The organism is Staphylococcus sp. GDY8P126P, assembly GCF_017891965.1.
Lineage (GTDB): Bacteria > Bacillota > Bacilli > Staphylococcales > Staphylococcaceae > Staphylococcus > Staphylococcus saprophyticus.
The window spans coordinates 106,056-131,430 of the sequence record NZ_JAESKG010000004.1; the positions used below are offsets into that span (position 1 = coordinate 106,056).

Sequence of the window (25,375 nt, forward strand, 5' to 3'; positions counted from 1 at the left end):
AAACTCCTTTGTAATCAAATCTAATAAAGAGTATACCATACAACGTATTTAAGTTAATGTTTCACTGGTTTAGTTGATACTTCGTGATCATATTGATGGTGATCATTTAAATATGCATAGAATAAACCTATAATTAAACCACCCCCGATATAATTCCCAATACCTGCACCAATCAGATTGATAACTGCAGGAGTTAAAGCTAATACGTTACTATGATAAATGAGACCGCCTGCGAAAAGGACAGTATTGTATACGACATGTTCATAACCCATAAATGCAAAAATTGACACACCAAACATCATGACAAACATTTTAGCTAAAATATCATCTATTTGCATCGCAATGACTAAAGAAATATTAATGAAGAAATTTGCAAAAATACCTTTAATTAATATCGCTATCAAACTTGAAGATAATGTTTTATGTTCAATGGTTGCCTCTAATTGCGTAAACATATCAACTGTCATAACATCAGAGCCTTTTAATATAAGAAAGAAAACTAGGCCACCTAAGGCATTCCCAATGAAGCAAAGCATGAAGATTTTTAAAACACGAGTTGGACTGATAACGCGATAATATAAACCAACAGTAAAATACATAAAGTTGCTTGTCAGTAGCTCTGAATTTGTAAATAGTATTAAAACAAGCGCAAAACTAAATGCGACAGCAGCCACTAAATTGATAACACCTGTAGGAACATGTGTATCAAGAGAAGCTTTAATAAGTAATACAAATACTGTGATGACACCTAATATAAATCCAGCCATGATGGCGCGAAGTAAATAACGTTTGAAATAAAAACTTTGAAGTATATCCTTTGTTCTTATTGTATCTACTACATGATTTATCCAAGATTTACCGTAAAAGACTTTATCCCATTTAACATTTTTTTCGTTCACTTTATTATCCTCACTTTCTTTAATTAAGCATAGTATACTACGAAGCGATTAGATTGTGAATATTTTCACAAAATATATTTTGATAAGCTATAAAGTATTTAAGCGATGTTTGAATAAAATGAATTTTCCTTATGAACCTCAATCATTGAATATCATGCGCAAAGTACTGATGGATAGTGATATGGTGCTTTCTTTAAAACCTATTTATATAGGTGTTTAAAACCTATATTTAAAAAATGTAGGATTGAAGTAATAAAATAATAAAAAAAGACTTTGCTTTTTTTACTAAAATCGCATACAATTAATGACGGTAAATGTAAGCCCTTACATAATTCAAAATAATTGTTTAAATTTTTTGAATTTATAGTATAATAGCGACATAATAAGTGAAATGAAATTTACTTATATTTGAAAGAGATGGGGTTTGAATGATGGAAGAAAATAATGAATTACAAAGGGGATTAGGTGCTCGTCAAATGCGTATGATCGCTCTTGGCGGAACAATCGGTGTTGGATTGTTTATGGGGGCAACCAGCACTATAAAATGGACAGGTCCTTCTGTGATATTCGCATATTTAATTGCAGGTATCTTTTTATTCTTAGTAATGAGAGCAATGGGAGAAATGGTTTACTTACATCCAACTTCTGGTTCTTTTGCTAACTTTGCAAGTGATTACATACATCCAGTGGCAGGGTACTTAACAGCTTGGAGTAATATATTCCAATGGGTTGTTGTAGGAATGAGTGAGGTCATTGCCGTTGGAGAATATATGAACTACTGGTTCCCAGATTTACCACAGTGGATTCCTGGTGTTATTGTGGTTGCACTATTAGCAGGTGCAAACCTTGTATCTGTTAAGGCGTTCGGTGAATTTGAATTCTGGTTTGCAATGATTAAAGTTGTAACAATTATATTAATGATTGTTGCTGGCTTTGGATTAATTTTCTTTGGACTTGGTAATGGTGGAGAAGCGATCGGCTTATCTAATTTATGGTCACATGGTGGTTTCATGCCTAATGGTTGGATTGGATTCTTCTTTGCGCTATCAATTGTTATTGGTTCATATCAAGGTGTGGAATTAATTGGTATTACAGCTGGTGAGACGAAAGATCCGCAGAAAAATATTAAAAGTGCGGTTAATGGTGTTATCTGGCGTATATTAATTTTCTATATTGGTGCAATTTTTGTGATTGTTACTGTTTATCCATGGGATGAATTAGGAAACATAGGTAGTCCTTTTGTAGCAACATTTGCGAAAGTAGGTATTACCTTTGCAGCTGGTTTAATTAACTTTGTTGTATTGACTGCAGCAATGTCAGGTTGTAACTCAGGTATATTCAGTGCTAGTCGTATGACATTGAACTTATCTCAAAAAGGCATGTTACCTAAATTCTTTGGTAAAGTTATGAAAAATGGTGTTCCAATTTGGACTGTACTTGCCATTGCAATGGGTATTTTAATTGGTGCATTATTAAATGTTATCTTACCTTTATTCATTAAAGGTGCAGACAGTATTTTTGTTTACGTATATAGTGCGTCAATCTTACCTGGTATGGTACCGTGGTTTATGATTTTAATTAGTCATTTAAGATTTAGAAAAAATCATCCTGACGAATTAGATGGTCACCCGTTCAAGATGCCTGGTGGTGCTATAACAAACTATATTACGATGGCATTCTTTATAATGGTATTGATCGGTATGTTGTTTAATAAAGAAACCGTCGTTTCAGTTGTAATTGGTATTATATTCTTATTATTTATGACATTATTCTTTTTCTTAAAAGGCTATCATAAATTGAGTAAAGACAAACTGATATAAGTAAAGTAAATATCAGAAATAGCTTGAATGCTTATTGAAGTATAACGAGTCTGAGACAAAAATAGATGTCTCAGGCTCTGTTTGTTTTTTTATTAAAATAATTTCAACATAAAAGGTTTCATATTTATTAATAAGCTATTTATATTCATAATATAGTTAATTTACAGAAAATTAACTATATTAAAATGTTCACTCAAAACTAGTGTTTTAAACTGAATGTGTAGCACGATAATACATATTAAAGGAGTTATTAATTTATGAAAATCTTCAATAGGTTAGCAACTATTTCTGTAGCAAGTGCAATTGTGGCTAGTACAGCATTGGGGAGTGCACAACCAACTTATGCATCAAGCGGAGGACAAGATTCAAATCAAAATGATGAAGTTTCATATATGGGAAATACTAAAAATCCTAAAAGTGTGATTTTCCTTGTGGGCGATGGTATGGGACCTTCATATAACTCTGCATACCGTTATTTTGCAGATAATCCTGAAACAAAAGAAATGGATAAAACAGCATTTGATCATTATTTAGCAGGCAACCAACGTACAAATTCAGATGATCCAAAAGAAAATGTAACGGATTCAGCTGCAGGGGCAACTGCTTTTAGTTCTGGTCATAAAACATTTAATGGTGCAATTGGTGTTGATGAAAATAAAAAGGATGTTAAAACTGTTTTAGAACAAGCTAAAGAAAATGGTAAGTCAACTGGACTTGTGTCTACTGCTGAACTTACGGATGCTACACCAGCAGCTTATGCGGCACATGTTGATGATCGTGATAAAAAAGACGAAATTGCGCAACAATTTTATAATGATAAAATAAATGGCCAACACAAAGTGGACGTGCTACTTGGTGGCGGTGCTGAATATTTCGGAAAAGAGAATGGTAACCTCACAGATAAATTCAAAAAAGATGGTTATGATATTGTGAAGAATAAATCGCAAATGCAAAACTCTAATAGCAAGCAAATACTAGGTTTATTTGCAGATAATGATATGCCTTTACAAATTGATGCATCAAAACAAAATCCAAAACTTGTTGATATGACAGATACTGCTGTTAATAAATTGAAACAAAATGATAAAGGATTCTTCTTAATGGTAGAGGGTGCTTCAATTGATAAATCTGGTCATCCTAATGATGTTACTGGCGTAATGTCTGAAATGCAAGGTTTTGAAAAAGCATTTGACTATGCAACACAATACGCTAAAGCAAATCCAGATACGCTAGTCGTTGCGACTGCTGACCATTCAACAGGTGGTTTATCCATTGCTAAGGGTAAAGACTACGTTTGGAATCCAGATGCCATTCACTCAATGAAACATTCAGGTTCTTATATGACAAAGCAAATTGCTAGTGGTAAAGACGCTGCGAAAGTCATTAAAGAGGGTTATGGATTTGATGTAAAACAAAGTCAAATTGATAAAATTAATGAAGAAGCTAAAAAATTAAAAGATCTTGATGAAGATGACGAAAAATATAAAGATCAATTACAAAAACTACAAGATGCAGTACAAAAACCAATTAACGATAAGTCTAACACTGGATGGACAACGTATGGTCATACTGGTGAAGATGTAAATACTTATGCATTTGGTGCAGGTAGTGACCGATTCCAAGGTAACATTGATAATACAGATAATGCCAAAAACATCTTTGATTTTTTCAAAAATGATCAATCATCTTAATTCAATTTCATAACTAAGAAAACAAATAAAACACTTTCTCTAAGTTCACAATACAATGTGATCATTAGGGAAAGTGTTTTATTTGTAAAAAGTAATTAGTGTTTAAACCGAATGGTAGATAAATGCTTACGATAATTATCTAAAGCCATTTTAGATTGTGTAATTGAATCCAGTGCACTTTGGTAATTTAAGGCAATATAGCGATAATATAAAATATCAACAGTAAACAATTGTGCGAATAGAGATGTCGTGGCAGCCATGCGCAATTCATTTTCATCTGTTTGACCATAAATAATGGTGTAATCTGATATTTTAGCAACTGGATTATCATTTGAACTAGAAATTGTAATAATAGGTATCGTATAATCTTTAGCGACTTTTGCCATGGATTGCATTTCGCTATGACTACCTTGATTCGTAACAAAAATAATACAGTCACGTTCATCATGGGTAGCTAGCGTCGACATGAATAAATGCGTCTCTTGAAGTAGACGAACATTAAGTCCTATGCGCGATAATTTTTGGAAAAGGTCAGTCACTATCACGAGAGAGGCACCATAGCCAAATAGAAAGATTGTACGTGCACGCTTCATCGTATCACATATGTAATCTATCATTTGGTCATCAATATGATTAGATACATAATTCATCGTATCAGTGACACGAGATAACATTTTGTTTTTAAGTGTATCTACAGATTCATTATCTACAAGTTCTAGATGATTATTGTTAATTGCATTATTAGGTAAATAACGAGATATAGCGATTTTAAGCTCTTGAAATCCTTTTCCAGTTATTTTCTTACTAAATCTAACAATGGATGCTGTACTTGTATCAATTTCATTTGATAAATCTTGGACAGACATATTTATCATTTTATGCGGTGTATTTAGTATGAAGTCAGCGATTTTTTTCTCGCTTTTAGTTAATTGATTATAATTGCTATCAATTTTATAAAGTACGTTGGTCATTTTAATCACCTAGTGTATCAGATTCTCGCATAGCTTTCGTTGTACCAAAGAAATAGGTGAATATGAAACCACCTGCATATGCTGCGAGTAGTCCTGCAATGTAACCTAAATACATATGATCTGAAATCAAAGGTAATAAAGAAATACCACTTGGTCCAATTGCAGTTGCGCCTATGTGACCAATACCACCTATGACTGCACCGCCAATACCGCCACCAATACAAGCAGTAATGAATGGCTTGCCTAGTGGTAATGTCACACCATAAATTAATGGCTCTCCAATGCCTAAAAATCCTACTGGCAAAGCACCTTTCAGTGTGTCTCTTAAGGTTGTATTTTTACGACATCTTACCCAAAGTGCAAGCGCTGCACCAACTTGTCCAGCACCTGCCATTGCTGCAATAGGAAGTAAATAAGTAGCACCTGTTTGATTAATCATTTCAATGTGAATAGGCGTAAACATATGATGTAATCCTAACATAACTAATGGTAGGAAGAATGCACCGATAATAAAGCCGCTAAAGACGCCGCCAATATCGATGATGCCGTTAATCACAGTAACAAGTCCGTCAGAAACGAACCCAGCTAAAGGCATAAATATAAAGATTGTTAACAAACCAATGATAAATAAAGTGATTGTAGGCGTAACAATAATGTCGATTGAATTAGGGACGATTTTATGTAGACGTTTCTCTATAATACTGAGTAACCAAACTGCAAAGATTACGCCAATAATACCACCTTGGCCAGGTTGAAGGGGTTCACCAGTAAAAATATTAGTAATCATATTTTTGTCTGTTAATCCCGTCAATAATGTTGTACCACCGATGACGCCACCTAAACCAGGTGTAGCACCAAATTCTTTTGCAGCATTGATGCCAGTGAAGATAGCGAGGTAAGCTAACATACCATCTTTGATAACGTTAAATACCGTAACAAGTTGAGTTACCCACTCGCCAGAAATTTGTCCTGCTGCTAATAAGTTACTTAATACAGCGGCGATACCACCAATTAAACCCGCACCAATAAATGCAGGAATTAAAGGTATGAAAATATTAGCTATGGTCTTTAATAATTTATTGAATTTACCACGTTTTTGTTTACTTTGGAATTCAGATTTATTTGCTTGGGCTTGTGCTTCGGCATTTGCACGGTAGTCTTTCGATTTATGTTTGATTGTTTCTCCTAAAGGGGCACCGCTTAATTCGGACATGTGAGATGCCACTTTATTAACCGTTCCTGGCCCTACAACGACTTGTACACGGTCATCTTTAACTACGCCCATAACACCTTTAATTGATTTTAGTTGTTCGTAATCAATTTTATCTTCATCGAGTACTTTAATTCTAACGCGAGTCATACAATTAATGATATTATCCATATTATCGATGCCACCAACCGCGTCAATGATATGTTCTGCTAATATTTGCTCTTTTGTCATAATATAACCTCCTCTTATATTGAATACAGGTAATCATTCTTGAATAAATTTGCTTAGTGATATCGTGGTGAATTAATTCTGTATTGCTTTTTTAATGATATGATTATTATCGTTAAGTCGAGTAACGGCTTCAGATTTATTAATATCGCAGAGATGCATGACGACGGCTACTTTTAAGTTTTGATCAGCGGATTCATAAAGTGATTGCGCTTGATCATATGAAATGTCACATATGTCTTGAATAATCCGTATGGAACGATCTATTAACTTTTGGTTTGTTGCTTTTACATCTACCATGAGGTTATCGTAAACTTTACCAACACCTACCATTGTAATTGTGGAAATCATATTCAATATTAACTTTTGCGCTGTTCCAGATTTCAATCTTGTTGAGCCAGTTAACACTTCTGGTCCTACATTCACTTCGATTGGATATTGTGCTAGGTCACTTATTTTGGTGTTTGTGTTACAAGATATAGCGACTGTGTGTGCTCCAATCTCTGTAGCACATTTGAGTCCGCCCATAACATAGGGCGTGCTGCCGCTAGCTGCAATACCAATAACAACATCTTTTTCATTTAGATGTATATGTTTTAAGTCTTCACGCGCAAGCGACTCACTATCTTCTGCACCTTCAACTGCTACTGTCATTGCACGTTGTCCACCAGCTATGAGTCCAATAACTTCATTAGTTGAAGTATTAAAAGTCGGTACACATTCTGCTGCATCGAGGACACCTAAACGACCACTGGTTCCAGCCCCGATATAAATGATGCGACCACCTTGTTTAAATTGTTCCGTTGTAACTTTAATTACTTCTGCTAATTTTGGTAATATATCATGAATTTGTTGGGGTACTTTTTGATCTTCAGCATTCATAGTTTCTAAGGCTTGTATAATGGACATTTCATCTAAATGCATGGTTGCTTCATTTCTTGCTTCAGTCATAGAATTATTCATAAATTTCAGCTCCTTGTTTGTATAATAAATTCAAAGGTATCATTAGGACGTAAGCAATCAATGAGCGGTATATCATCGTCAATAATTTGACCAACAACATTGATATGTTCGTGAGGTTGTAAATCTGTCTTGATAATTTGCAGTTCTCCTTGATAGCGACCATTGAGTTGGTTGTCTACGGTAATAGCGCCTGTTTTTCGGATATGATTAAATTGAGGTTTTATATCTGATTGACAATAATGACGTGCTTCTTGTGAGCGCAGTACATTTGCTGGGTTATCGATACGGACGCTATGTCGTTTTGATAATATGGATTCAACTTGTAAGTCTTTTAATGTGATAGATAAAGTGAAATGTCTTTGTGTTAAAAGTGATATGAGTTTATGAGCGTATCGTTGTGTTATTTGTGTATCGCCAACCATGATATGGTTTACTGATTGATCTAGTAATAGTTGAGCACTTTTAAGGGGGTGCATATATCTCGAGCATTCGAGTGTTGGTAATCCTCTATAAAGTGGGCCACGTTTTGTAGTTCCAACTATAAAGCCATAGATATTGGCATTAGGATTAAATTTCAAAATTAATTTATTTTGAGCGTTAACAAAATCTGTCGTTAATCCAGTATCTGGACGAGGATAATAGTTATGACAATAGCATATATAACTAAAATCATTTAACTGAGTATATAACTGTTGCAACAATTGTTCGGATACAATACTGGCATTGAGACAACATTGGAATCCATTTTCAATAATTTCATTAACAATATCAATAGAAGTACTATGATCTACGCGAATAATAAAATGCGCCTGCTGATATTGCTTCAAGAATTGATAGAAAGATTGATTCAGCAATGAAGGATTGATATCAATCATATAAGTCAGCTGATCGTTTGATAGATAGTCTAAAAGTTCTCCCAAATAGCGATATTTAGTATTCTCATTGTCTTCAGGAATTTGAACTGAAGTGAAAATAGTCGTGTATCCTAAATCAACCATGCGTCTTATATATGATTTATCGATGGATTGACCAAGATAAATAGAAAAACCATGCATTTTTACCACTCCTTTAATGCTGTAATCGGTTTCATTGTACAACATATGAAAAAGTATTACAATTTGAATTTCTATTTTTATTTAAAATGAAATTTTATTACAAATAATAGGAAAGTACTTGATGGATATGCATTAAACGTTGTTGGATAAGTTCGATATGTTTCGTGGTATTGCCGATCGTTAATTCGTCGAGCGGTTGTTCCATTTGATTGCTTAAAAAAGTAAAGTAATTATAATGAAAAAGGGATAATTGATACAAAGCATCTTGTTTAAATTCAGTATATTCTTGCTCTATAAAATCATGAACATCCTGTTTATATTGAAGTTTCTTTTTATGATTGGTAACATAAGCAAATTTATATATCTCGATTAAATTGAGTAACTTGGTTATACGTTTTTCTAAGTTGTGAAATTCTAGGTGATACATAGAATCATCCTTTCGTTAAATTGTGGCATAATAAACAATAAATAAGCGAAGGGTTTTTAAAATTTTACAATGCGATGGCAGAATTATAGATGAAGTTTTTAGTAGTGTCTAAAAGTAGGTTAATTAGAAGAAGTAGAGTACAGAATTAACTGAGTAGTGGAGGTATAGATAATTATATTTTATTAAATATATGGATAAAGAAAATCCAACTGAACATTAGGACTCAGTTGGATTTAAAAATTGTTGATAATTATTGACGGTAATATCTTGTGTTTTGATTGTTTTGCCAAAAGAATACGAAATATCATGAATATCAACAATCGGTATTTCATTTGTTTTACCAAGTCCAATTTCAAAAATGACAGCCTTCCAAAGTCCTTCATCACAAAGTAATCCAATGAAAATAACATTTTCAGTTACAATATCAGTACGATTATTATATTCCACGGCCATCACATTTCTTTCTGTACAGTAGATGAGTACCTCTGAGAATATATGGGGTAAATTGAGATGTTCACTATGATCAAATTTAATATAACGATCTAATTTTTTTAAATAACGTCTCATTTTTGTATAAGGTAAATTTAAGCATTTTTTAATAATTGCATTTATTTCTTCTTTATAAGGCAGTGTTGAATAAGATTGACTTTCATTCAAAACTAGGAATAAAGCAGATAATTGGTTTTCAGTTAGCTCAATTTCATAACTATTTGGTGTTTCTTGCAATTGGTAACCACCCAACTTACCATGTTTTGCCAAAATCTTAACACCTTGATCTTCTAAATCTTGAATGTCTCTTAAAATCGTCCTTTTAGATACATTTAAATCCGTCGCTAATTCTGAAGCAGTAATCTGTCTATTCTCTTGAATAGCTAGAACAAGTTTATTTTGTCTTTCGCGTTTATTCATTAGAAAGTTACCTCCCAAATGATTACATATTACATTTATTATATCACAAAAGTGACAATGACGACATTTAGAAAAATTTTTTCGAGAAATTTAAAGAAAACGCTTACATTTATGAGGAGGTTATGTTAGTATATAATTAGTAACAAAGGGGTAGCGAATAGATGGCAAAGGGGTAGGCTATTACATATAGTTTTGTTAACATCTATTTGTTCGAGTTACTAATCAAACATCTTCAATATTTATTACTTACTTTCCTTTCTATTTAACCGGCTAGCGACGCTAGTCGGTTTTATTTTGTAATTATTGAGTATATAAATGGTATTTTGATTAACTGTATTTTAATCGTAGCCAAATAACATGTATTTCAATGCGGATTCTGTGATAAAATAAAACAATTATATAGCGTATATAGGTTCGGTTTATATTATTTAAATGAAGAGGTGTATCTCATATGGAAAAAGAACAACTTATTAAAATAGATGATTCAATTCATGCTTGGTTTAATACGTTAGATGACATTATTCCAAAGTTAATCAATGATATGGTTACAAGTACTAAAAAAAACAGGTTTGATTTAGTGACCAATGTAGATAAATCCATTCAACAAAAGTTCGAGTCATTTTTAAAAGAACATTATCCTAGTCATCAGTTATTTGCAGAAGAGAAGTCTAATAGTGAAATCAATGCTAAAGAAGGTCATGTTTGGATTATGGATCCAATCGATGGTACAACCAACTTAGTTAAGCAACAAGAAGATTATTGTATTATCTTAGGGTATTTTGTAGAAGGTGAGCCTATGCTGTCATATATTTATGATTATCCACATGGCAAACTTTATAAAGCAGTCAAAGGATTCGGAGCTTATGTAAATAGCGAGCCATTATCATCGCCAGAAGATATCGAGTTAAAAGATGCGATTATTTCTTATAATCCATTAGTAATTAATGATGAAACGATTCAAGATTTGAACGAGGCATCATTTGGATACCGTTGTATTGGCTCATGTGGACTAGATTCAATACGTGTAATTAAAGGTCAGTTTGGTGCACATGTCAACACGAATCCGAAGCCATGGGACATAGCAGCACAATTTTTATTTGCAAGTGAACTTGGCTTGAAAATGACCACATTGGATAATACAAAGTTAGATTTTTCAACAGCAGGTCCGTTTATTATTAGTAATAAAGCTTGTCATACACATATGTTAGATGTACTTAATTCAGGTAATGGATATAAAAATTAGGAAATCACAAAAAATGTTTTAGTTTTATTATTTATTAAATAAATAATAGGTCTAAAGAACTATGTCTTATTTATTATATTACTATATAATGTATTATTAAATAGAGTAGAAAATTGACATAGAAATGGAGAATGATAAGAGTGAATCGTTCTGAAAAAAATAAAAAAATGGGCTTACCGACAAAAGTTTTCTTGTGGTTTATAGGCATATTAGTGATGCTAGCATTAATTGCAGTCATATATCTTGGCTATAAAATATTTTCTGTTGGAGGATCTATCCATAACCCTCTTGATAGAGATAAATCATCATTAAGAGATAAAAATGTGAATTTGGATGATGGAGATCCATTTACTATTGCATTATTTGGCGTAGATTCTAATGCCGAAAGAAATGCTAACGGCGGTGGACAACGTAGTGACACGATTATGGTACTATCCGTTAATCCAGAAAAGAAAACAACTGAAATCGTTAGTATACCTAGAGATACACAAGCAGATATTGTTGGTAAAGGGACAACTGAAAAAATTAACCACGCATATGCATATGGTGGGCCTGACATGGCAGTGAAGTCTCTAGAAAAATTATTAAATGTACCGATTGACCATTACGCAACAATTGATATGGATGGTATGCAAGATATGATTGACACTGTTGGTGGTATTACAGTAACAAGTAACGCAACTTTCTCTTATGACGGTTATCAATTTACTGAAGGTGAACGGTCTAAAATGGATGGTAAAGAAGCCATGGCGTTTATCAGAAGTCGTAAAGAAGATGGAGCTGGTGGCGATTTTGGACGTCAAGAACGTCAACAACTCGTTATTCAAGGCCTTGCCAATAAACTTACAAGTGTGAGTTCTATTACGCATTTTAATTCTTTAATGAATCATGTTGAAGATAATGTGAAGACAGATTTATCAGTCGGTGAATTAAATAAAGTAAGAAGTAATTATAAAGATGCAAATGACAATGTAAATAGACATCAATTAGAAGGCCAAGGTGGCATTCAAGATGACGGACTATATTACTTTGTACCTAGTGAAAATTCATTAAATGAAATTGAGACAAACATAAAAGATAATTTAGGTATTTAATATAAGAATAGCGCGTGAGAAATCAAATCTGATTTAAAAATCAGAGTGGTTTTTCACGCGTTTTTAATTGAGTACAAAAAAGCTATTTTAATAATCAATGAGATTGTAGATTGAATAGAATCTGATGCATAGCGCTGTTAAACATTGTGCTATTTAATAAAAAAATAAAGAATATAATGAAATACCTTAACAATTGAGAAAAATACCTATACAATAGTATTAACATTATTTTAAAAAGTGTGGGGCTTTTAGATGTAATGTTACAAAACATCTTATGAAGTTAAATACATGGGCGAAAATATATAATAGGGGTGAAGACTATGCAAGAACATTTGATTGTCTCGTTAGACGGCAAAGATTATCTTGTTGAACCTGGAACCAATTTACTACAGTTTATTAAATCACAAGATACATTTGTGCCTTCAATATGTTACAACGAATCATTAGGTCCTATCCAAACATGTGATACCTGTACTGTAGAAATCGACGGTAAAATGGAACGTGCTTGTAGTACCACAATTGATAGACCAATGATTGTTAATACGCAAAATGACAAAGTACAAGCCAGCCAAAAAGAAGCATTAGATCGCATTTTAGAAAAACATATGCTTTATTGTACGGTGTGTGATTACAACAATGGTGATTGTGAAATTCATAATACGATGGACCAATGGGGTCTTGAACATCAAACATATGAATATAAAGAGAAGCCATACGAAAAAGATTATGGCCCATTCTACCGTTATGATCCAAATCAATGTATCCTGTGTGGACGTTGTGTGGAAGTATGTCAAGACGTACAAGTAAATGAAACTTTAACAATTGACTGGGAACGTCAACAACCGCGCGTTATATGGGATAACGATACTTCTATAAATGATTCTTCTTGCGTGGGATGTGGACAATGTGCAACAGTTTGTCCATGTAACGCGATGTTGGAAGTTAATATGGAAGGTAATGCAGGTTATATGACTGACCTAGAACCTGGTTCATTAGCGGCAATGATTGATTTAACGAAAAAAGCAGAACCAGGATACGGTCCATTATTTGCTGTTTCAGATTCAGAAGCGGCAATGCGTGAGGAACGCATCGAAAAAACTAAAACTGTATGTACATATTGCGGTGTAGGTTGTTCTTTCGATGTTTGGACAAAAGATCGTGAAGTATTAAAAGTGCAACCACAACATGAATCACCAGCAAATAAAATCTCTTCTTGTGTTAAAGGTAAATTTGGTTGGGATTATGTTGATTCTGATGAACGTTTAACAAAGCCATTAGTGCGTAAAAATGGTCAGTTTGAAGAAGTGGAATGGGAAGAAGCACTCGCAGTAGTAGCTGAAAACTTTAATAAAGTAAAAGGAACTCATGGTTCAGATGGTTTAGCATTTATTTCATCATCCAAAGCAACGAACGAAGAGTCATATTTAATGCAAAAATTAGCTAGACAAGTCATTGGTACGAATAATGTGGATAACTGTTCACGTTATTGCCAAGCGCCTGCTACTAAAGGTTTATTTAGAACAGTCGGTCATGGTGGTGATTCTGGTTCAATTGAAGATCTTGAAATAGCTGATATGGTCGTCTTGATAGGTACAAATACAGCTGAAGCACATCCAGTTATCGCGTCACGAATTAAACGTGGTCATAAACTTTATAATAATACATTAAATGTATTTGATATTCGTAAGCATGAAATGGCGGAACGTGCTGATAATTTCTATCAACCAAAACCAGGTACAGACTTAGTATGGTTATCAGCAGTGACAAAATATATTATCGATGAAGATTTACATGACAAAGCATTCATTAATGAATGGGTAAATCATTTTGATGAATATTACAAATCATTAGCGCCATACACAATGGAATTTGCGGAAGAAACAACAGGTATCTCTAAAGATGCGTTAATTGATTTTGCACATCAAGTTGCAGATGCTAAATCTGTCTCTATAGCATGGGCTATGGGTGTTACACAACAAGATATCGGTAGTGATACATCGACTGCGATTTCTAACTTGTTATTAGCGACAGGTAACTACAGAAAACCAGGTTCAGGTGCGTATCCTTTACGTGGACATAATAACGTACAAGGATGTAGTGATATGGGAAGCATGCCAGACCAATTCCCTGGCTATCAAAAAGTGACTGATGATGAAATTAGAGCTAAATTCGAACGTGAATATGGTGAAACATTACCAAAACAAGTAGGAAAAGATAACCATCAAATGATGGAAGGTATCCACAATGGCGAAATTGATTCATTATATTTATATGGTGAAGATACGGGTATTGTTGATTCTAATATTAACTTTGTACAAGCTGCTTTAGAGAAAGTTGGTTTCCTAGTTGTACAAGATGAGTTCTTTACATTCACTGCTACTTATGCAGATGTCGTATTACCAGCAAGCCCATCATTAGAAAAAACAGGTACTTTTACGAATACGGAACGCCGTATCCAACGTTTGTTCCAAGCACTAGAACAAAAAGGTGATTCAAAACCAGATTGGCAAATTATACAAGCAGTTGCTAAGGCAATGGGATATGATTGGAATTATACACATCCAAGTCAAATCATGGACGAGATTGCACGTCTAACACCACTTTATTCTGGTGTGAATTATGATAGATTAGAAGGATACAATAGTTTACAATGGCCAGTAGCTGAAGATGGTACGGATGAGCCAATACTTTATCTTGAAGGGTTTAATTTTGAAGATAAGAAAGCTAATTTCTATCCATTAACATTTGATAATTTCTTTAAAGTGAATGAAGAATATGATTTGCATGTAAATAATGGTAGATTATTAGAACATTTCCATGAAGGTAATATGACTTATAAAGTACCTGGACTTGAATATAAAGTACCTAATGCTTTCGTTGAAGTCTCACCAGAGCTTGCAGAGGATAGAGGTATCCATGAAGGTGCAGAAATTAAATTGATTTCTGAAACGGGTGAAGTTGAGCTTGTAGCACATGTCACAGATAGAGTAAAAGGCAAAGAAATTTATATTCCGTTAAATAACAATGCAATGGCACATGGTGATCATGGTGCGATTAATCTATTAACTAATAGTGATGTTGATAAAGATACAGATACACCATCATATAAACGTACAAGTTGTCGTATGGAAGTGAAGACACGTAGAGGTAAATCACCATTGAATCCTACGAACTTCCGTGTTAATAAGCAACGTCAACCGCAATATAGTGTTCGTGTTCAAGATAAATGGAAGCGTGAAGATTATACTTTCCCAGGAAGTCAGGTGGATAGATAATGGCTGAGAGAATCACACAGATTAAACGCATGCAAAAATCAGAAGCAGAACTCAAGGAAGAAAGTTTAACTGAAGTGACAGATGCAATTGTTGCTAATAAGGATAGTATTTTAAAAGCAATCAATATCATTAGTACACTAGACGATGCTAAGCTATTAGATGCAATGTCTGGTGCGGTTAAGAGTAGAGGTGTGATTGCCAATAAATTCGCTGTAGAATTAAATAAAGAGCAATACACTGGTTTAATTTCAAACATGGCATCACTTGTATTTTTACTTGGTGATTTAAATGTGGATGATTTAACAACAATGTTAAATAAAGTAAACAAAGGATTAAGTGTTGCTAATAAGGCAAATCCAAATCAAAAAACGTCAATTACTGGATTGATGGGTATCTTGAAAGACGATGAAATGAACCGTAGTTTAACGTATATGTTAAATATGTTAAGAGGTATGTCTAGAGATTAACCATGGGCCTTGTAAAGCATAATTCATTAGATATTTAATGAGCGTTACAATTTATAAGTTCAATAATGAGGAATGTGCATAAGAGATCAAATAATCATTTTGGTTTCTAGCACGTTCCTTTTTTTTGTTTTATAAAATGACATATTGAAACAAAGCTAAATGTGATACAATTTCTAATGTCGGTATTAATTTTTAATCAATTATTTATAGCAAGGAGTGGAAGTCTTATCAGCCCGAAAATGGTAAAAATCTTAGCTATTATTTCAAATGTATTATTAGTGATTGGTATAGTATTTTTGATCACTTTAAATATAGCAATGGCAATAACCATGTTTGTTGCGTCTCTTGCAATAAGCTTAACCATATTTAATACATTATTTAGAGAGCGAACAGCGATGAAAATTATAATCAATATTTCATTTGTAATAGTTTTAATTGCTATTATATTTGCTTATGTTACATTAACAAAATAAGTGCAAGATGAGGAGTTTTTCACGAAATGAATGACAACATAAAGGGTAAAATACCTATGTTTATTATAATTTTAATATTAGTTGTTTTTGCAATCTTATTTATTGTTAATGAAACCCGTTTATTTGATGACGAAAAAACACATACTTTTGATGAAGCGGTTGAAAAACAAGTAGGTGCTGGTACATTAAATATGACAGAGAAAAATGGGCGATTTGTTGAAGCGTCTAAAAAAGATGTAGAAAAAGCAATGGATGTAAATAGTGACAAAGATAACTTAAATCATATGGATATTTCTGAAAAAGTGTCCATGTCTGAAGAAGAACTCAATAGTATTTTAAAAGATAAAGGTATTTTAAAAAATAAAGGGCAAGCATTTTTAGATGCTCAAGATAAATATGAAGTGAATGTCTTGTACCTTGTAAGTCATGCACTTGTTGAGACAGGAAATGGCAAATCAGAGCTTGCTAAGGGCATTGAAGATGATGGTAAAACATATTTTAATTTTTACGGCATTGGTGCTTTTGATGAGAATGCAGTTCATACAGGTAGCAGTTTTGCAAAAAAACAAAAATGGACATCACCTGAAAAGGCAATTATGGGTGGTGCGCGCTTTGTGAGAGGTAACTACTTTGAAAATAATCAACTCTCCTTGTACCAAATGCGCTGGAATCCTAAGTCACCAGGAGAACATCAATATGCAAGTGATATTGAATGGGATGAGAACATTGCTACGTTTATGAAACATTATTATCATCAACTAGGTATAAAAAAAGATCATATTAATAAAGACTACTATCTATAAATGAAGATATAACAAAACATTTGAAAGAGAGTCATATTAATAATGAAGAAATTGGGAAATTTGGAGTGAATTAAAAGATGAAAATAGCTATAGTGGGTGCTGGAATCGGTGGATTAACAGCTGCAGCATTATTGTGTGAACAAGGACACGAAGTTAAAGTTTTTGAAAAAAATAGCACTATTACAGAAGTCGGTGCAGGCATTGGTATCGGTGGTAATGTCATTGACAAACTTGGGAAACATGATTTAGCAAAAGGTATTAAAAACATAGGTCAAGTTATCAATGTTATGGAAATATTAGATGATAAAGATAATGTGTTAAGTAAAGCAAAATTGAAGAAAAACACAGTGAATTTAACAATGACGCGTCAAAGTTTAATTGATGTAATTAAATCATACGTTCCTGAATCTGCTATTTATACTAATCACCATGTTACGCATGTTGATAATAATGCTTTAAAAGTTGTGATGCATTTTGAAGCACAAGAAGCAGAAGCATTTGATTTATGTATTGGTGCTGATGGACTTCATTCGAACATAAGACATACTGTAGCACCTAATAGTAAAACACAGTATCAAGGATATACGGTGTTTAGAGGTCTTGTAGAAGATATCGATATTAAGTCTGATAATGTTGCAAAAGAGTATTGGTCTGCAAAAGGTAGAGTAGGTGTCGTACCGTTAATAAATAATCAAGCTTATTGGTTTATTTCAATCAATGCGAAAGAAAATGATGCGACAATGCAATCCTATGGTAAGCCACATTTACAAGCTAGATTTAATCATTTTCCAAATGAAGTTAGAAAAGTGTTAGATAAACAAAGTGAAACAGATATTCTATTACATGATATTTATGATTTACAACCACTAAAAACTTTCGTCTATCAGCGCGTGATTTTATTAGGCGATGCGGCACATGCAACAACGCCAAATATGGGACAAGGCGCTGGTCAAGCAATGGAAGATGCTATCGTACTAGCTAATTGTTTACAAGCTTATCCATTTGAAGCAGCATTACAAAGATACGATAAAATCCGTGTGGAGCATACCAAAAAAGTCATTAAGCGATCTAGAAAAATTGGCAAATTAGCTCAAAGAAGCAATAAAATCGTTATTTCATTAAGAAATAGCATAGCTAAAATCATGCCTAATCGTCTTGTTGCAGCGCAAACTAAGTTTATATACAAATCGAAAAACAAATAAAAATAAAACCCCGAAACACAGTTTGACTGTTGTTTCGGGGTTTTTTGTGATTGAAGTATTTTAGTTCACAATAAATTTAGGTTGGTCATTGTTCAATTTACTAATTGTATCATTAGCTACGATTTTAGACATCATATCACGTGATTCAAATGTAGCATTACCTATGTGCGGAGTGATAACGACATTATCTAATGTTTTAAGTTCATCATTAATCTCCGGTTCGAATTCGAAGACATCTAAAGCGGCACCTTCAATTTCTTTATCTTTCAATGCTTGTACTAAAGCTTTTTCGTGAACAATAGGTCCTCTTGAAGCATTAATTAGGTAACTCGTTGGTTTCATCATTTCAAATTGCGCTTTGTCAATTTGGTGATGAAGGCTTGGATTATAAGCAGCATTAATTGTAACAAAGTCTGCATTTTTTAATAATGTTTCTAAATCAACATATTTAGCACCAATCTCTCGCTCTTTATCAACTTTTTGATGTGGTCCAGTATATAAAATGTTCATGTCGAAAGCTTTGGCACGTCTAGCAACAGCACTACCTATTTCACCTAGACCGATGATACCAATTGTTTTTCCAGAAACTTCTCTACCGCGGAAAAATAGTGGCGCCCATCCATCAAAACCAGTTGTTCGACATAACTTGTCGCCTTCTGGAATTCTTCTTGCCACTGCGAGTACAAGTGCAAAAGTTAACTCGGCTGTAGAATTGGTAGATGCTTTAGGTGTATTGGTAACATCGATATTTTGTTGTCGTGCATAATCAATATCAACATTATTGAAACCCGCACCATAATTTGTGATGATTTTTAGGTTGTTAGCTGCATCAATCACTTCTTTGTCTACAGAAGTAGACAGCAAGCTAATTAATGCGTCAGCATCTTTAACACCTTGTTTAAGTGTTTCTTTATCAATGATACCTGTTCCTTCATACATATCTACCTCAAAGCCTTGGTCTTTCAATAAGTTAAGACCCACTTCAGGTATTGGACCTGCAATATAAACTTTTACCATGTATAATCACTTCCTTTACACTCAAGTATAGTAAAATTCTATTGTGCAAACAAATAATAATATTGTGAATTATAAAAAAGTCGACTTTAAATAGAAAAAATCGCTTAATAATAGGGGTGTTAAAGTACATTTTAATAAATAAAAAAGAGTGTCAGTTAGGACTAAAATATAATTAGACCTTAACTTACCACTCTAAATAGTTAAAAACTGTCAAATTGTACAGGACTGAGAATAGTGCTATACCACGGTTGTTGAAAGATTTAACTAACGATTTTTAAACCGACAATAGATAGGATGATTAAAGCAATAAAGAAGATTCTTTTTGCGTTTTTTGACTCATTATATAAAAACATCCCTACCAAAGTACCGCCACCAGTACCAATGCCGCTCCAAATAGCATAAGCGGTGCCCATAGGTATATCATTCATAGCAAGCTTCAAAGTACTGAAACTACAGATAAATGCAACTGCTAATAGAATGACAAGCCATTTCTTTTTGGTGCGTGAAATTTCATTTAATATAACTACGCCAACAACTTCTAATAGTCCGGCGATTAATAAAATAATCCATGCCATTAGCCATCAGCCTCCTCTGTAGTTAATTTCAACCCTATGATGCCAATAATTAATATGATAATTAAGCTGATTTTTACTAAATCGAATGGATCACCAAAAAAGATCATGTCTACAATTACTGTACCTACTGCACCGATACCAACGAATACAGCGTATACGGTACCAACGGGTAAGTATTTACAAGCAGATATAACAAGAAAGAAACTGATAATAATTACAATAAACGTTCCTGTCCAACTAAGTAATGAGTCGGCAGTATTTAAACCAGTCACCCATACAATTTCAATGAGTCCAGCTAAGATCACTTTGAACCACTGCATTTGATGTGCCTCCTTATAATCACTAAATTATTATATTTTCTCAAATATTTGGATAGAGTTCAATGTTATAAGATGTGAAAGCAGAATTGTATTACAATCATATTATTAGAAAAATATATTTCTTGAATTGACGCATTTATCCGCAATACTAAAATAAGAGCCCGAAACAAAATGTCCCGGGCTCTTACATCATTCAATATTATATTTTAAAGTCATTTAAAGACTTAGTTTAAGTGGATATAGTTGTAAGAACTTGCTTCACCAGCAGAAATAGTACGTTCACTAACTGAGAATGGTCCACCGTTGTAGTTCATTTCTGAAACTTCTACAGAACCGTCGCTATTTACATTTTCAACGTATGCTACGTGACCATAACCACCAGCAGTAGATTGTAAAATTGAACCAGCTTCAGGTGAGTTGTTTACAGTGTAACCTGCTGAAGATGCTGCTGAAGCCCAGTTGTTCGCATTGCCCCAAGTTGAACCAATGTTTCCGCCTACTTTATCGTATACGTACCAAGTACATTGACCAGCTGTATATAAGTTAGCACTTGAACCTGAAGTAGATTGTGTTGTGCTTTGGTTAGTTGGTTGTGTTTGTTCTGCTGCGTCTGCTTCATTTCCGTGATCTAAACCTACGATTGCTGCGCCAATACCTGCTGTTAAAGTTGTTGCTGTTACTAATTTTTTCATAATTAAAAAATCCTCCCAAAGATTATAAATAGTTATATGTGATTCAATTCATTTGTGTTGAATTTGAATGTTGATTAATTTTGCGGTTTGCTTTCAACGACAAGTAATACTCTAACAGATGAATCAAGCTTTGTGTGGATTGTTACGCTTTTGTAAAACAATTAAAAAAACCTCACATATCGTTGTAATAAACGAGATGTAAGGTTACAGAATCGTATCAAGTCGTAATACGAAATAAAACGCGTTAATATAAGGTTTTTACAAATTTTTTGTATTTCAAAAAGCTATCATTATTACAGTAGCTGTAAAGAATCACAAAATTGTGTTTAGATTATTTAAAGAATCTTATAGATAGTGGCGGTAAATAATCTTCTCCATTATACGCTTTTACTGCAGCTACAATTGTAAAAATAAAGTTCAGTATTACAATAATTGGTAGTAATACAAAGCCTATTAATATCAACATCGTGATAGTTCCAATTATTGACCAAATAACGTATGAAAGTAAGAAGTTGAAATAATTTTTACCTGCTCTATCGACAAACGGTGAATCCTCGCGTTTAATTAACCAAATAATTAATGGTGCGATTAAAGAAGTAAAGAAACTTAATACATAAATTAATGTTGCCATTAATCTCGCATCTGAATTAGGCTCTTGGTTTACATTTGTATAAGTTTGTTGATTATAATCTGTTTCTGCCATATTAGTTAAACCTCCTTTATCCTAAGACTTATAGATAGATTAACTATATCAAATTTTGAAAAATAATAGTATATCGCTTGAGTTTTTCATTTAATTTTAAATATGACTGTAACGCAATGTGTATACTTGTTAAAATATGATAATGTGATTTATCGCATCCTTATTTAACTATAACCGGAAATTTAAATTGTAAACCAGTGTTTATTAAATTTCCTTATAGGCTATAGTTGTAAGTAATGACTAAAATGGACAGTATTCAAAAATAAAAAGAAAGAAGGTAAATTATGAAAATAGCTATCGTGGGTTCAGGTAATGGTGCAGTGACGGCTGCATTAGATATGATTAGTAAGGGACATGAAGTTAAGCTATATTGTAGAAACCAATCAATCAATAAATTTGATAAAGCATTTGAACAGGGTGGATTCACTTTTAATAATGAAGGTGAAGAGAGCTTTGTTGAATTTACGGATATTAGTGATGATATGGAATATGTCCTTCAGGATGCTGAAGTGATCCAAATTGTGATTCCATCTTCATTCATTGAACACTATGCACAAACAATGGCACCTTTTGTTAAAAAAGAACAACTTATTTTCTTTAATATTGCAGCTTCTATGGGGTCTATTCGATTTATGAATGTACTTGAAGATATGCATATAGACGTGTTACCTCATTTTGCAGAAGTAAATACATTAACTTATGGTACGCGAGTTAATTTTGAAGAAGCACGTGTAGATTTATCACTAAATGTTAGAAAAGTACATTTTTCAACCTATGATAAAGAGTATTTGAGTGAGTGTTTCGATAAAATTGAAAAATTATATCCAAATATCGTCAAAGAAGAAAGTTTATGGAAAACAAATTTAGAGAATGGTAACCCAGAGGTACATCCGGGACCAACTTTATTAAATATTGGTCGCATCGATTATGCGGATAGTTTTGCTTTATATGAAGAAGGTATTACGAAGCATACGGTTAGATTATTACATGCAGTTGAATTAGAAAGACTAACTTTAGGGCGTAAGCTAGGTTTTGAATTATCTACTGCAAAAGAGGCACGTATTGAAAGAGGTTATCTAGAAAGACAAGATGAAGACGAACCATTGAATAGGTTATTTAATACGAGTCCTGTATTTTCACAGATTAAAGGCCCAAATCATGTGAAAAATCGTTATTTAACTGAAGACATTGCATTTGGATTAGTATTGTGGTCTAGCCTAGGGCGTGAAATTGACGTTGCAACACCTAATATTGATGCGATCATTGTGCTTGCATCAACAATATTAGAGCGTGACTTTTTTGAAGAAGGTCTAACAATCGATGAATTAGGTAAAGATAAACTAGGGTTTGAATAATGAATCATATGACAAAGGGGACTTGTGTATGAAAAGACAACCAACATTTTTGGAATCAATTTCAACGATACTAGTAATGATTATTATCGTTATTACAGGTTTTGTAGTATTTGATATACCGATACAACCACTATTGATACTTTCATCTGCTTATGCTGCTTTAATAGCTAGAAGAGTAGGATTAAAATGGCAGGATTTAGAAGAAGGAATAACGAAGCGTTTATCTACTGCAATGCCAGCATTATTCATTATCTTAGCAGTGGGTATTATTGTTGGTACATGGATGTATTCTGGCACTGTTCCGGCATTAATTTATTATGGTCTAGAGTTTTTAAATCCTAACTACTTTTTAGTTTCAGCATTTATTATTTGCGCTGTTACTTCAGTTGCGACTGGAACAGCATGGGGTTCTGCCTCTACTGCGGGTATTGCATTGATGGCCATCGCAACACATTTACATATCACACCCGGTATGGCAGCTGGTGCAATTATTGCTGGCGCAGTATTCGGTGACAAAATGTCGCCTTTATCTGATACAACCAATCTGGCAGCTTTAGTTACGAAAGTGAATATCTTTTCTCATATAAGAGCCATGATTTGGACAACTGTACCAGCTTCTATTATAGGTCTTGTCGTATGGTTCTTTGCTGGAAGACAATTTGGAGGTAATACGAACAAAGCTCAAGTTAACGCATTGTTAAAAGAGTTGTCACAAATATACAATATTAATTTCTTTGTATGGATTCCATTAATTGTAATCATTATTTGTTTGCTGATGAAAATGTCAACTGTACCAGCGATGCTCATTTCAGCATTAAGTGCCATCATTGTTGGTGCTTTTAACAATGGATTTAAAATTGTCGACGGTTTCAAAGCAACATTTGATGGGTTTAATAAAGAAATGGTGTCAGTGAATAGTGGGGATTTAACGAATAGTGCAGTGAGTTTAATAGAACAAGGCGGCATTATGAGTATGACCGAAATTATCGTTACCATATTTTGTGGTTATGCATTTGCTGGTATTGTCGAAAGGGCAGGTTGTTTAGATGTCATTTTACAAAAAATATCTAAAAATATTAATACAGTCGGCCAATTAGTGCTTGCAACTGTTTTAGGTGGACTTATGATGGTACTTGCTGCAGGCGTAGCATCTGTAGTGATTATCATGGTCGGTGTATTAATGATGGAAATGTATAATAAAATGGGACTTGATAGATCTAATTTATCTAGAACATTAGAGGACTCAGGTACAATGATTATACCTTTAATTCCATGGGGAACATCAGGTATTTATTATACCCAACAATTAGGTGTTACAGTTGATCAATTCTTTATATGGACAGTACCATGTTATCTATGTATCGTATTTGCGATATTCTATGGATTTAGTGGAATAGGAATTAAAAAAGCACAGCCAAATGAATAATGTAATATGAGTATGGTAATTAAAATGCAATGATTTAAAGCAGTTCGATGTCATATTGTGAGTCATCGAGCTGTTTTTTTATTATAAATAAGTAGCCATATGATACTTGCTGTATGAAAGTAATAACTTTTAAATAAAGTTATTTAATTAAAAATTAATGAAGGGTATAAAAAGACTGCTTTTAATAAAACATGAACAATTATTTATATGAATCTTAAATAAGAGGTTTAAAAATATATAATTAGGCTATACATAAATAAGGATGAGATGAGTCCGAATTGTACATAGTAATCATTGTAGCGATATTACTTATATACAAAGGGCATCGTTAATCCTACTAATGTAGATAAAGATTTTAAATATCCTTCTATTATCTATTTTATAATCGGTTTTGTTCTGTATATTGTAGCGATATTACATTATAGAACCGATTTATTAACGCGACCATATATTTAAGTTTCTAGTTTAGAAATCCTAATTTCAAATTTAGTTAATATGGATTGATGATTATAGAAAATATAGTTTTAATTTATTATAAATATGATGGCAACTGCGTC

23 protein-coding genes are annotated in these 25,375 nt (G+C 33.1%); 11 read left to right on the plus strand and 12 right to left on the minus strand.

Translation table 11 applies throughout. The features are described 5' to 3' along the window. Positions 1-53: 53 nt before the first annotated feature. Positions 54-899: a formate/nitrite transporter family protein gene (locus tag KA893_RS08735; RefSeq protein WP_069820435.1), complete on the minus strand. Its 846-nt coding sequence runs from the start codon at positions 897-899 to the stop codon at positions 54-56. Positions 900-1,330: 431 nt separating this feature from the next. Here KA893_RS08735 and KA893_RS08740 point away from each other — a divergent pair, with 431 nt between their 5' ends. Both KA893_RS08740 and KA893_RS08745 read left to right on the plus strand, forming a co-directional pair. Beyond that, positions 1,331-2,719, plus strand: a complete 1,389-nt coding sequence (locus KA893_RS08740) for an amino acid permease (RefSeq protein ID WP_037537857.1) — start codon at positions 1,331-1,333, stop codon at positions 2,717-2,719. A gap of 257 nt (positions 2,720-2,976) precedes the next feature. Continuing rightward, positions 2,977-4,410 carry an alkaline phosphatase gene (locus tag KA893_RS08745; RefSeq protein WP_069821531.1) on the plus strand — a complete coding sequence of 478 codons (1,434 nt, stop codon included), beginning with the start codon at positions 2,977-2,979 and terminating at the stop codon, positions 4,408-4,410. Positions 4,411-4,505: 95 nt separating this feature from the next. Here the strand turns inward: KA893_RS08745 and KA893_RS08750 are convergent, their stop codons facing one another. From KA893_RS08750 to KA893_RS08775, 6 genes are all read right to left on the minus strand, one after another. Beyond that, a complete protein-coding gene (locus KA893_RS08750; RefSeq protein ID WP_041079145.1) occupies positions 4,506-5,381 on the minus strand; it encodes a MurR/RpiR family transcriptional regulator in 876 nt (291 codons plus the stop codon). 1 nt (position 5,382) lies between these two features. Further along, on the minus strand, positions 5,383-6,822 hold the full coding sequence (locus KA893_RS08755; RefSeq protein WP_002482546.1) for a PTS transporter subunit EIIC: 1,440 nt from the start codon (positions 6,820-6,822) through the stop codon (positions 5,383-5,385). A gap of 72 nt (positions 6,823-6,894) precedes the next feature. Continuing rightward, positions 6,895-7,782 carry an N-acetylmuramic acid 6-phosphate etherase gene (murQ, locus tag KA893_RS08760; protein WP_037537869.1) on the minus strand — a complete coding sequence of 296 codons (888 nt, stop codon included), beginning with the start codon at positions 7,780-7,782 and terminating at the stop codon, positions 6,895-6,897. 5 nt (positions 7,783-7,787) lie between these two features. Further along, positions 7,788-8,837 (minus strand): MupG family TIM beta-alpha barrel fold protein, encoded by a 1,050-nt coding sequence (locus KA893_RS08765; protein ID WP_041079144.1) that lies wholly within the window; start codon positions 8,835-8,837, stop codon positions 7,788-7,790. Between the two features lie 97 nt (positions 8,838-8,934). Beyond that, a complete protein-coding gene (locus KA893_RS08770) occupies positions 8,935-9,264 on the minus strand; it encodes a hypothetical protein (protein WP_011302542.1) in 330 nt (109 codons plus the stop codon). A gap of 216 nt (positions 9,265-9,480) precedes the next feature. Beyond that, on the minus strand, positions 9,481-10,173 hold the full coding sequence (locus tag KA893_RS08775; protein ID WP_002482549.1) for a helix-turn-helix transcriptional regulator: 693 nt from the start codon (positions 10,171-10,173) through the stop codon (positions 9,481-9,483). Positions 10,174-10,624: 451 nt separating this feature from the next. On the opposite strand from KA893_RS08775, the gene KA893_RS08780 reads away from it, so the two are divergent. The 7 genes from KA893_RS08780 (at position 10,625) to KA893_RS08810 (ending at position 18,730) form a co-directional block, all read left to right on the plus strand. Beyond that, complete coding sequence (locus tag KA893_RS08780; protein ID WP_002482550.1) at positions 10,625-11,416, plus strand: inositol monophosphatase family protein; 792 nt, start codon at positions 10,625-10,627, stop codon at positions 11,414-11,416. Between the two features lie 140 nt (positions 11,417-11,556). Beyond that, positions 11,557-12,510, plus strand: a complete 954-nt coding sequence (locus KA893_RS08785) for an LCP family glycopolymer transferase (RefSeq protein ID WP_037537872.1) — start codon at positions 11,557-11,559, stop codon at positions 12,508-12,510. 320 nt (positions 12,511-12,830) lie between these two features. Next, positions 12,831-15,785 carry a formate dehydrogenase subunit alpha gene (gene fdhF / locus KA893_RS08790; RefSeq protein ID WP_002482552.1) on the plus strand — a complete coding sequence of 985 codons (2,955 nt, stop codon included), beginning with the start codon at positions 12,831-12,833 and terminating at the stop codon, positions 15,783-15,785. Then, positions 15,785-16,252 carry a helical membrane plugin domain-containing protein gene (locus KA893_RS08795; protein WP_002482553.1) on the plus strand — a complete coding sequence of 156 codons (468 nt, stop codon included), beginning with the start codon at positions 15,785-15,787 and terminating at the stop codon, positions 16,250-16,252. Before fdhF ends, KA893_RS08795 begins: the two co-directional genes overlap by 1 nt. A 239-nt stretch (positions 16,253-16,491) precedes the next feature. Continuing rightward, positions 16,492-16,725: a hypothetical protein gene (locus tag KA893_RS08800; RefSeq protein WP_011302547.1), complete on the plus strand. Its 234-nt coding sequence runs from the start codon at positions 16,492-16,494 to the stop codon at positions 16,723-16,725. Between the two features lie 26 nt (positions 16,726-16,751). Next, positions 16,752-17,528, plus strand: a complete 777-nt coding sequence (locus tag KA893_RS08805) for an N-acetylglucosaminidase (RefSeq protein ID WP_037537874.1) — start codon at positions 16,752-16,754, stop codon at positions 17,526-17,528. A gap of 77 nt (positions 17,529-17,605) precedes the next feature. After that, positions 17,606-18,730, plus strand: a complete 1,125-nt coding sequence (locus KA893_RS08810; protein ID WP_037537876.1) for an FAD-dependent monooxygenase — start codon at positions 17,606-17,608, stop codon at positions 18,728-18,730. Between the two features lie 60 nt (positions 18,731-18,790). Here the strand turns inward: KA893_RS08810 and KA893_RS08815 are convergent, their stop codons facing one another. From KA893_RS08815 to KA893_RS08835, 5 genes are all read right to left on the minus strand, one after another. Beyond that, positions 18,791-19,747, minus strand: coding sequence for a 2-hydroxyacid dehydrogenase family protein (locus KA893_RS08815; protein WP_002482556.1), 957 nt, complete (start codon positions 19,745-19,747; stop codon positions 18,791-18,793). Between the two features lie 260 nt (positions 19,748-20,007). Next, on the minus strand, positions 20,008-20,322 hold the full coding sequence (locus tag KA893_RS08820) for a DMT family transporter (RefSeq protein ID WP_002482557.1): 315 nt from the start codon (positions 20,320-20,322) through the stop codon (positions 20,008-20,010). Then, positions 20,322-20,642 carry a DMT family transporter gene (locus KA893_RS08825; protein ID WP_069821530.1) on the minus strand — a complete coding sequence of 107 codons (321 nt, stop codon included), beginning with the start codon at positions 20,640-20,642 and terminating at the stop codon, positions 20,322-20,324. Before KA893_RS08825 ends, KA893_RS08820 begins: the two co-directional genes overlap by 1 nt. A 224-nt stretch (positions 20,643-20,866) precedes the next feature. Beyond that, complete coding sequence (locus KA893_RS08830; protein WP_002482559.1) at positions 20,867-21,334, minus strand: CHAP domain-containing protein; 468 nt, start codon at positions 21,332-21,334, stop codon at positions 20,867-20,869. Positions 21,335-21,665: 331 nt separating this feature from the next. Then, positions 21,666-22,037 carry a DUF4870 domain-containing protein gene (locus KA893_RS08835; RefSeq protein WP_002482560.1) on the minus strand — a complete coding sequence of 124 codons (372 nt, stop codon included), beginning with the start codon at positions 22,035-22,037 and terminating at the stop codon, positions 21,666-21,668. A gap of 284 nt (positions 22,038-22,321) precedes the next feature. Here KA893_RS08835 and KA893_RS08840 point away from each other — a divergent pair, with 284 nt between their 5' ends. Together KA893_RS08840 and nhaC are read left to right on the plus strand one after the other, a co-directional pair. Beyond that, positions 22,322-23,392, plus strand: a complete 1,071-nt coding sequence (locus KA893_RS08840; RefSeq protein WP_037537878.1) for an NAD/NADP-dependent octopine/nopaline dehydrogenase family protein — start codon at positions 22,322-22,324, stop codon at positions 23,390-23,392. Positions 23,393-23,420: 28 nt separating this feature from the next. Next, positions 23,421-24,818 carry a Na+/H+ antiporter NhaC gene (gene nhaC, locus KA893_RS08845; RefSeq protein ID WP_210125743.1) on the plus strand — a complete coding sequence of 466 codons (1,398 nt, stop codon included), beginning with the start codon at positions 23,421-23,423 and terminating at the stop codon, positions 24,816-24,818. Positions 24,819-25,375 lie beyond the last annotated feature (557 nt).

What these genes read in the sequence shown, in the direction of transcription:
- KA893_RS08840 (WP_037537878.1), top strand. Translation starts at nt 22,322, where the DNA reads ATGAAAATAGCTATCGTGGGTTCAGGTAATGGTGCAGTGACGGCTGCA.
- KA893_RS08810 (WP_037537876.1), top strand. Translation starts at nt 17,606, where the DNA reads ATGAAAATAGCTATAGTGGGTGCTGGAATCGGTGGATTAACAGCTGCA.
- KA893_RS08750 (WP_041079145.1), bottom strand. Translation starts at nt 5,381, where the DNA reads ATGACCAACGTACTTTATAAAATTGATAGCAATTATAATCAATTAACT.
- KA893_RS08795 (WP_002482553.1), top strand. Translation starts at nt 15,785, where the DNA reads ATGGCTGAGAGAATCACACAGATTAAACGCATGCAAAAATCAGAAGCA.
- KA893_RS08770 (WP_011302542.1), bottom strand. Translation starts at nt 9,264, where the DNA reads ATGTATCACCTAGAATTTCACAACTTAGAAAAACGTATAACCAAGTTA.
- KA893_RS08815 (WP_002482556.1), bottom strand. Translation starts at nt 19,747, where the DNA reads ATGGTAAAAGTTTATATTGCAGGTCCAATACCTGAAGTGGGTCTTAAC.
- KA893_RS08800 (WP_011302547.1), top strand. Translation starts at nt 16,492, where the DNA reads ATGGTAAAAATCTTAGCTATTATTTCAAATGTATTATTAGTGATTGGT.
- nhaC (WP_210125743.1), top strand. Translation starts at nt 23,421, where the DNA reads ATGAAAAGACAACCAACATTTTTGGAATCAATTTCAACGATACTAGTA.
- KA893_RS08755 (WP_002482546.1), bottom strand. Translation starts at nt 6,822, where the DNA reads ATGACAAAAGAGCAAATATTAGCAGAACATATCATTGACGCGGTTGGT.
- KA893_RS08825 (WP_069821530.1), bottom strand. Translation starts at nt 20,642, where the DNA reads ATGCAGTGGTTCAAAGTGATCTTAGCTGGACTCATTGAAATTGTATGG.
- fdhF (WP_002482552.1), top strand. Translation starts at nt 12,831, where the DNA reads ATGCAAGAACATTTGATTGTCTCGTTAGACGGCAAAGATTATCTTGTT.
- KA893_RS08805 (WP_037537874.1), top strand. Translation starts at nt 16,752, where the DNA reads ATGAATGACAACATAAAGGGTAAAATACCTATGTTTATTATAATTTTA.
- KA893_RS08775 (WP_002482549.1), bottom strand. Translation starts at nt 10,173, where the DNA reads ATGAATAAACGCGAAAGACAAAATAAACTTGTTCTAGCTATTCAAGAG.
- KA893_RS08820 (WP_002482557.1), bottom strand. Translation starts at nt 20,322, where the DNA reads ATGGCATGGATTATTTTATTAATCGCCGGACTATTAGAAGTTGTTGGC.
- KA893_RS08745 (WP_069821531.1), top strand. Translation starts at nt 2,977, where the DNA reads ATGAAAATCTTCAATAGGTTAGCAACTATTTCTGTAGCAAGTGCAATT.
- KA893_RS08765 (WP_041079144.1), bottom strand. Translation starts at nt 8,837, where the DNA reads ATGCATGGTTTTTCTATTTATCTTGGTCAATCCATCGATAAATCATAT.
- KA893_RS08835 (WP_002482560.1), bottom strand. Translation starts at nt 22,037, where the DNA reads ATGGCAGAAACAGATTATAATCAACAAACTTATACAAATGTAAACCAA.
- KA893_RS08780 (WP_002482550.1), top strand. Translation starts at nt 10,625, where the DNA reads ATGGAAAAAGAACAACTTATTAAAATAGATGATTCAATTCATGCTTGG.
- KA893_RS08830 (WP_002482559.1), bottom strand. Translation starts at nt 21,334, where the DNA reads ATGAAAAAATTAGTAACAGCAACAACTTTAACAGCAGGTATTGGCGCA.
- murQ (WP_037537869.1), bottom strand. Translation starts at nt 7,782, where the DNA reads ATGAATAATTCTATGACTGAAGCAAGAAATGAAGCAACCATGCATTTA.
- KA893_RS08740 (WP_037537857.1), top strand. Translation starts at nt 1,331, where the DNA reads ATGGAAGAAAATAATGAATTACAAAGGGGATTAGGTGCTCGTCAAATG.